Origin of the sequence: Microbacterium sp., from assembly GCF_031988965.1 — a bacterium.
GTDB lineage: Bacteria > Actinomycetota > Actinomycetes > Actinomycetales > Microbacteriaceae > Microbacterium.
In genome coordinates this window covers 8,711-15,021 of sequence record NZ_DALZXX010000037.1, presented here as the reverse complement: position 1 = coordinate 15,021, position 6,311 = coordinate 8,711, and the positions used below count along the sequence as shown (strand labels likewise).

The window sequence follows — 6,311 nt, the reverse complement described above, 5'->3', positions numbered from 1 at the left end:
GCTGTCGCTCCGAGGGGTCGGGGTCAGCACCGAACCCGTCGCCGCCGTGAGCCGGGTCGACGACGGCGTCCGCATCACCACGGCATCGGAGGAGCGCACGGTGGCCGGAGTGTTCGTGGCAGCCGGCGGCCAGCGCCACCGCGCCCCTTTCGCCGACCAGCTCGGACTGCACATGCTGCCGTCGGGGTCGGTCGAGGTCGACGACTTCGGCCGCACCTCGACACCCGGGGTCTTCGCGGCAGGCGACCTCGCGCATCGCGCGTCGCTGCCCGGACCGATGGCGGCCGTGCTGCTCGCCGCCGCCGCAGGTCAGATGGCGGCTGTCGGCGTCATCCAGTCGCTGATGGCTGCCTGAGGACTCTCGAATCGCGCACTGTGCAGATCCGGCTCCTCGGTTTCTGCACAGTGCGCGATTCGAACGCGGCGGGGGCGCCTCAGACCGCGCCGACGTCGACCGCGTTGCTGGTCGATGCGGGCTCGGCGTACGCGACCTCGCGCCACACGTCGCCGACGAGCTCGAACGAGGTGACACTCGACAGCGCGCAGCGCCGCGTTCGCGGGTCGTGCTGAAGCGGCAGACCCGCGACGCGCAGGTGCGTGATCCAGATCGGCGCCTGGTGCGACACCATCACGACGTCACCGCTGTCCACAGCACGCCAGGCCTCGCCCATCGCGCTCAGCATCCGCTCCGCGATCGACGTGTACGGCTCGCCCCAGCTGGGCAGCGACGGCTGCCGCAGGTGCCACCAGTTGAGCGGGTTCATGAGCGAGCGCCGCATCTGCGTGCCCTCGAACACGTTGGTCGGCTCGATGATGCGGATGTCGATCTCGGGCACCAGATCGAACCCGGCCGCGAAAGGCTCGGCCGATTCCTGTGCGCGCTCCAACGGCGAGGAGTACAGCGCCGCGACGGGTCGATCCAGAGCGGCGACGTGATCGGCGGCCGCCTGCGCCATGCGGCGCCCCGCCGTGCTCAGGTGGTAATCGGGCAGCCGCCCGTAGAGCACGCGCTTCGGGTTGTGGACCTCACCGTGACGGACGAGATGCAGTCGCGACGCCACCATGTCAGATCGCGCGGTGGCGGGACTGGCCGAAGCCGAGGATCAGATACCCGATGTAGGGGAAGACGAAGAGCAGGAAGAACGAGAAGAGGCCTCCCTTGCCGAATCGCTCCCCGAGCTTGATCGACACGACGATGCCGAAGATGAAGCCGACGATGGGGATCAGATAGAGCAGAGCGAGCCATCCGGACATGCCGGCGATCTTGACGAGGAAGACGACGTTCACGATCGGGATGATCGCGAGGATGCCGGGGTAGCCCGCCTTCGTGAAGACCTTCCACAGTCCCACCACGACGAGGATGTAGAAGGCGAGGGCGATGAGCCCCGTCGTGCCGGAGAAGATCGTCGCATACAGGTCGGAGATGCCGTTGGAGTCCATGGTGACCCTTTCGCTGGTCGAGCAGCCGTCGTGGCGATCCTACTGACCGATATGCCACCGGCGGAGGAGACGACACCCACCCCCGTAGAATGGGCGGGTTCATCATTTCCCAGATCAGGAGGAATCCTCCGTGCTTCGCACCCACTCGGCAGGCTCACTGCGAGCCGAGCATATCGGTCAGACCGTCACCCTCTCGGGTTGGGTCGATCGCCGTCGTGATCACGGAGGAGTCGCATTCATCGATCTTCGGGATGCGTCCGGCATCGCCCAGGTCGTCATCCGCGACGAAGAGGTGGCTCACCCGCTGCGCAACGAGTTCGTCCTCAAGGTCACCGGCGAGGTCTCCCGCCGCCCCGAGGGCAACGCGAACCCGAACCTGCCGACCGGCGACATCGAGATCATCGCGACCGACGTCGAGGTGCTGAACGAGTCCGCTCCCCTGCCGTTCCAGGTGTCGACCGCCGTCGCCGACACCGAGACGGTCGGTGAAGAGGCGCGCCTCAAGTACCGCTACCTCGACCTGCGGCGCCCCGCCGCGGCATCCGCTCTGCGTCTGCGCTCGAACGTCTACAAGGCTGTCCGCGACGTGCTGCACGGCGAGGACTTCACCGAGGTCGAGACCCCGACGCTCACGCGCTCGACGCCCGAGGGTGCCCGCGACTTCGTCGTGCCCGCTCGCCTGCACCCTGGCAGCTGGTACGCGCTGCCGCAGTCGCCGCAGCTGTTCAAGCAGCTGCTCATGGTCGGCGGCGTCGAGAAGTACTACCAGATCGCTCGCTGCTACCGCGACGAGGACTTCCGCGCCGACCGTCAGCCGGAGTTCACGCAGCTCGACATCGAGATGAGCTTCGTCGACCAGGAAGACGTCATCACGCTGATGGAGTCGCTCATCCAGGCTATGTGGAAGACCATCGGCGTCGAGGTGCAGACCCCGCTGCCGCGCCTGACGTATGCCGACGCCATGGCGAAGTACGGCTCTGACAAGCCCGACCTGCGGTTCGGACTCGAGCTCGTCGAGGCGACCGAGTACTTCAAAAACACCCCGTTCCGCGTGTTCCAGGCCGAGTACGTCGGCGCCGTCGTCATGCCGGGTGGCGCGAGCCAGCCGCGCAAGCAGCTCGACGCATGGCAGGACTGGGCCAAGCAGCGCGGCGCTCGTGGCCTCGCGTACGTCCTCTTCAACGAAGACGGAACGCTCGGCGGCCCCGCAGCCAAGAACCTGTCCGAGGCCGAGCAGGCGGGCCTCGCCAAGTTCGTGGGCGCCTCCGCGGGTGACTGCGTGTTCTTCGCCGCCGGCTCGACCAAGGAGAGCCGCGCTCTCCTCGGCGCCGCCCGCGTCGAGATCGGTCGCCGCCTCGGCTACCTGAACCCCGACGAGTTCGCCTTCACGTGGGTCGTTGACGCTCCGATGTTCGAGCCCGCAGCGGATGCCGTGGCATCCGGTGACGTCGCCGTCGGCGCCGGCGCCTGGACCGCCGTGCACCACGCGTTCACCGGTCCGAAGCCGGAGTTCCAGGACACGTTCGACACCGACCCCGGCTCGGCACTGGCCTACGCGTACGACATCGTGTGCAACGGCTCGGAGCTCGGCGGCGGCTCGATCCGCATCCACCGCGAGGACGTGCAGAAGCGCGTGTTCGAGGTCATGGGCATCAGCGACGAGGTCGCGCAAGAGCAGTTCGGCTTCCTTCTCGACGCTTTCAAGTTCGGCGCCCCGCCCCACGGTGGGATCGCGCTCGGCATGGACCGTGTGCTGCAGCATCTGTCGAAGACCGAATCGATCCGCGACGTCATCGCGTTCCCGAAGTCGGGCAACGGCTTCGACCCGCTGACCGCGGCCCCGGCTCCCATCACGGCCGAGCAGCGCGCCGAGGCCGGCGTCGACTTCGAGCCGGAAGACGACGAGGCCTGACCTCTGTTCTCGAGGCCCTCTCCCGCTACGGCGGGAGGGGGCCTCTTCGCATTCCACGGCCGATCGGTCGCGACGACGACCTCGCCCCCGCTCGTCGAGCGAAGACGACGACGTCACCCCTGTTCGTTGAGCGAAGACGACGAAGTCGACTGAGACGAAACGCCAAAGGCCGACCTCACCACGTTTCGTCTCGGGCGGCTCCGCCGGCCTCGCTCAACGACCCACCCGCGCGACCGCCGACCTCACTCAACGACCGATCTGCGCAAGCGCCGGCGCGATGTTCTCGTTCCACACGTCGACGCCGAGCTTCGCGATCAGCGCCACGACCACCACGAGGAACACGACGCGGATGAAGGTCGTACCTCGCGAGATGGCCATGCGCGAGCCGAGATAACTCCCGGCGACGTTGGCGACCGCGAGGATGCCGCCGAGCAGCCACAGCACGGCGCCGTGAGGGATGAAGAGGAGCAGAGCACCGGTGTTCGTGGCGAGGTTCACGATCTTCGCCTTCGCGCTCGCCTGCAGGAAGTCGTAGCCCAGCAGCGCGACGAGCGAGATCACCAGGAACGTTCCGGTGCCGGGCCCGATCAGACCGTCGTAGAAGCCGATCACGAGCCCTGCGAGGCCCGCCATGATGTGATGCTTGTGCCCGCTGAAGCGCAACCGCGTCGCGGCCCCCATCTGCGGTCGGAACGCCGTGAAGAGCGCGACCGCGAGCAGCGCGACCACGATGATCGGCTTGAACGCGGCGGCCGGGAGCACGGTGGCGACGGCGGCTCCGCCGAACGATCCGACGAGTGCGATCGCGGCCATTGGCAGTGCGGTGCGGATGTCGGGTTTCGCGCGCCGATAGTACGTGACGCTGCTCGTCGCGGTGCCGAAGACGGAGGCGAGCTTGTTCGTCGCGAGCGCCTGGATCGGAGAGATTCCGGGGATCAGCAGCAGCGCGGGAAGTTGCAGCAGCCCTCCGCCGCCGACGACGGCGTCGATCCAGCCGGCCGCGAACGCTGCGACGATGACGAGGATCAGCGTGCCCCAGGTGAGCTGCTCGAGCCCGAGCACACTGCCGATGTCCATCCGTCCAGGATGTCAGACTGAGGACATGCTCGACGCGCTCCCCCTGCCTTTCTCGTTCGACTCCCGCGCGGGCGCCGCAACCCTGCGCCGAGCCGTCACCGGCGACACGGATGCGATCATCACGCTGCTCTCGGACGACCCGATCAGCGCCGCGCGCGGCGACATCGCCTCCGTCGAGGATCGCCCCGCCTACGCATCCGCCCTCGACGAGATCCTCGCCGACTCATCGAACGACCTGCTCGTGGTCGAACTCGACGGAGCGGTCGTCGGCACCCTGCAGCTCACCTCGATCCCGGGGATGGCCCGACGGGGCGCGAAGCGACTGCTCGTCGAGGCCGTGCGCGTGCGCAGCGACCTGCGCTCCTCGGGCATCGGTTCGTCGGTGATGCGCTGGGTCTCCGATGACGCCGCGCCAGCGCTGGGCACCGCGATGGTGCAGCTCACCTCGGATGCCGCCCGCACCGACGCGCACCGGTTCTACGAACGTCTCGGATACGTCGGCTCGCACGTCGGTTTCAAGTACTCGGTGACGCACGGCTGAGCACCCTGCGCCGACCCGCCACGACCCGGACACCTCTCGTTCACCCGGGCCGCGATCGTCGGCAACCCGCGGCTCATAGTGTCCTCTCGCAACCCGAATCCGGCTCACAGCGCCGGGCACCGAGAGGACCCTGATGACGAACTTCCACCGCCGCGCGCGCATCGGCGCGGGTATCGCCCTGTTCACCACCGCCGCACTCGGCCTCACGGCCTGCGCCACCGGTTCTGAGGCACCGGCCGCCGGCAGCGACGTGGTCGACGCCGCGGCAGCCACCTCCGTCGAGGACTTCGGCTCGTTCGCAGACCTCGAAGAGGCCGCGAAGGCCGAAGGTCAGCTCAACGTCATCGCGCTTCCGCGAGACTGGGCGAACTACGGCGAGATCCTCGACCTCTTCGCCGAGAAGTACCCCGAGATCACGATCAACGAGGCCTCCCCCGATGTCTCGAGCGCCGAAGAGATCCAGGCCGCGAAGACGAACGAGGGCCTCGACACCGCGCCCGACGTGTTCGACCTCGGCCTCACGGTCGCGCTGCAGAACACCGACGTGTTCGCGCCGTACCAGGTGCAGACGTGGGATGAGATCCCCGACGCGCTCAAGGAGAAGACCGGCCTCTTCGTCGGCGACTACGGCGGATACATGTCGATCGGCTACGACTCCTCGAAGTTCGACGCCCCCGAATCGCTCGACGACCTGAAGGACGCCGCCTACAAGGGCGCCGTCGCCATCAACGGCGACCCGACCCAGGCCGGTGCCGCCTTCGCCGCCGTGGGTCTGGCGACCGTGCAGTCCGACGGCACGCTCGACGACTTCCAGCCGGGCATCGATTTCTTCTCCGACCTGCAGAAGGCCGGCAACCTGCTCAAGGTCGACGTGACCACGGCGACCGTCGCGAGCGGCGAGACCCCCGTCGTCTTCGACTGGGACTACCTCAACGCCTCGCACACCGCCGACAACGAGAACTGGGAGGTCGTCGTCCTCGACGGCACCGGTTACGCGGGCTACTACAACCAGGCGATCAACAAGGATGCTCCGAACCCGGCCGCCGCGCGCCTGTGGCAGGAGTTCCTCTACAGCGACGAGGTGCAGAACCTGTGGCTCAAGGGCGGCGCCCGCCCGGCACGCATGGAGGCCATGACCGAGGCCGGCACGATCGACGCCGACCTCGCGGCAGCCCTTCCCGAGGTTCCGAGCGAGACGGTCGTCCCGACCGAGGAGCAGTCGACCAACGCCGGCACGCTGCTCGGCGAGAAGTGGGCAGCGGCGGTCCAGTGACCACTGCCACCACGACGGGGGCGGATGCCACGGCATCCGCCCCCGTCCCCCTCACTCCGGCCAGCGCC

7 protein-coding genes are annotated in these 6,311 nt (G+C 68.2%); 4 read left to right on the top strand and 3 right to left on the bottom strand.

What is annotated here, in order from left to right; genetic code table 11:
* Window positions 1–355: FAD-dependent oxidoreductase (locus RTM68_RS08915; RefSeq protein ID WP_312170163.1), on the top strand; the 355-nt coding region annotated here is incomplete at its 5' end.
* Window positions 356–434: 79 nt separating this feature from the next.
* Here the strand turns inward: RTM68_RS08915 and RTM68_RS08910 are convergent.
* Window positions 435–1,064, bottom strand: coding sequence for a histidine phosphatase family protein (locus RTM68_RS08910; protein WP_312170161.1), 630 nt, complete (start codon window positions 1,062–1,064; stop codon window positions 435–437).
* 1 nt (window position 1,065) lies between these two features.
* Window positions 1,066–1,440: a DUF5684 domain-containing protein gene (locus tag RTM68_RS08905; RefSeq protein WP_312170160.1), complete on the bottom strand. Its 375-nt coding sequence runs from the start codon at window positions 1,438–1,440 to the stop codon at window positions 1,066–1,068.
* A 130-nt stretch (window positions 1,441–1,570) separates the two neighbouring features.
* Here RTM68_RS08905 and aspS point away from each other — a divergent pair, with 130 nt between their 5' ends.
* Entirely contained in the window at window positions 1,571–3,352 is a 1,782-nt protein-coding gene (aspS, locus tag RTM68_RS08900; RefSeq protein WP_312170158.1) for an aspartate--tRNA ligase, read from the top strand.
* Window positions 3,353–3,598: 246 nt separating this feature from the next.
* Here aspS and RTM68_RS08895 read toward each other — a convergent pair whose 3' ends face one another.
* Window positions 3,599–4,429, bottom strand: a complete 831-nt coding sequence (locus RTM68_RS08895) for a TSUP family transporter (protein WP_312170156.1) — start codon at window positions 4,427–4,429, stop codon at window positions 3,599–3,601.
* 25 nt (window positions 4,430–4,454) lie between these two features.
* Here RTM68_RS08895 and RTM68_RS08890 point away from each other — a divergent pair, with 25 nt between their 5' ends.
* Window positions 4,455–4,970, top strand: coding sequence for a GNAT family N-acetyltransferase (locus tag RTM68_RS08890; RefSeq protein ID WP_312170153.1), 516 nt, complete (start codon window positions 4,455–4,457; stop codon window positions 4,968–4,970).
* A gap of 133 nt (window positions 4,971–5,103) precedes the next feature.
* Window positions 5,104–6,243, top strand: coding sequence for an extracellular solute-binding protein (locus RTM68_RS08885; RefSeq protein WP_312170151.1), 1,140 nt, complete (start codon window positions 5,104–5,106; stop codon window positions 6,241–6,243).
* Window positions 6,244–6,311 lie beyond the last annotated feature (68 nt).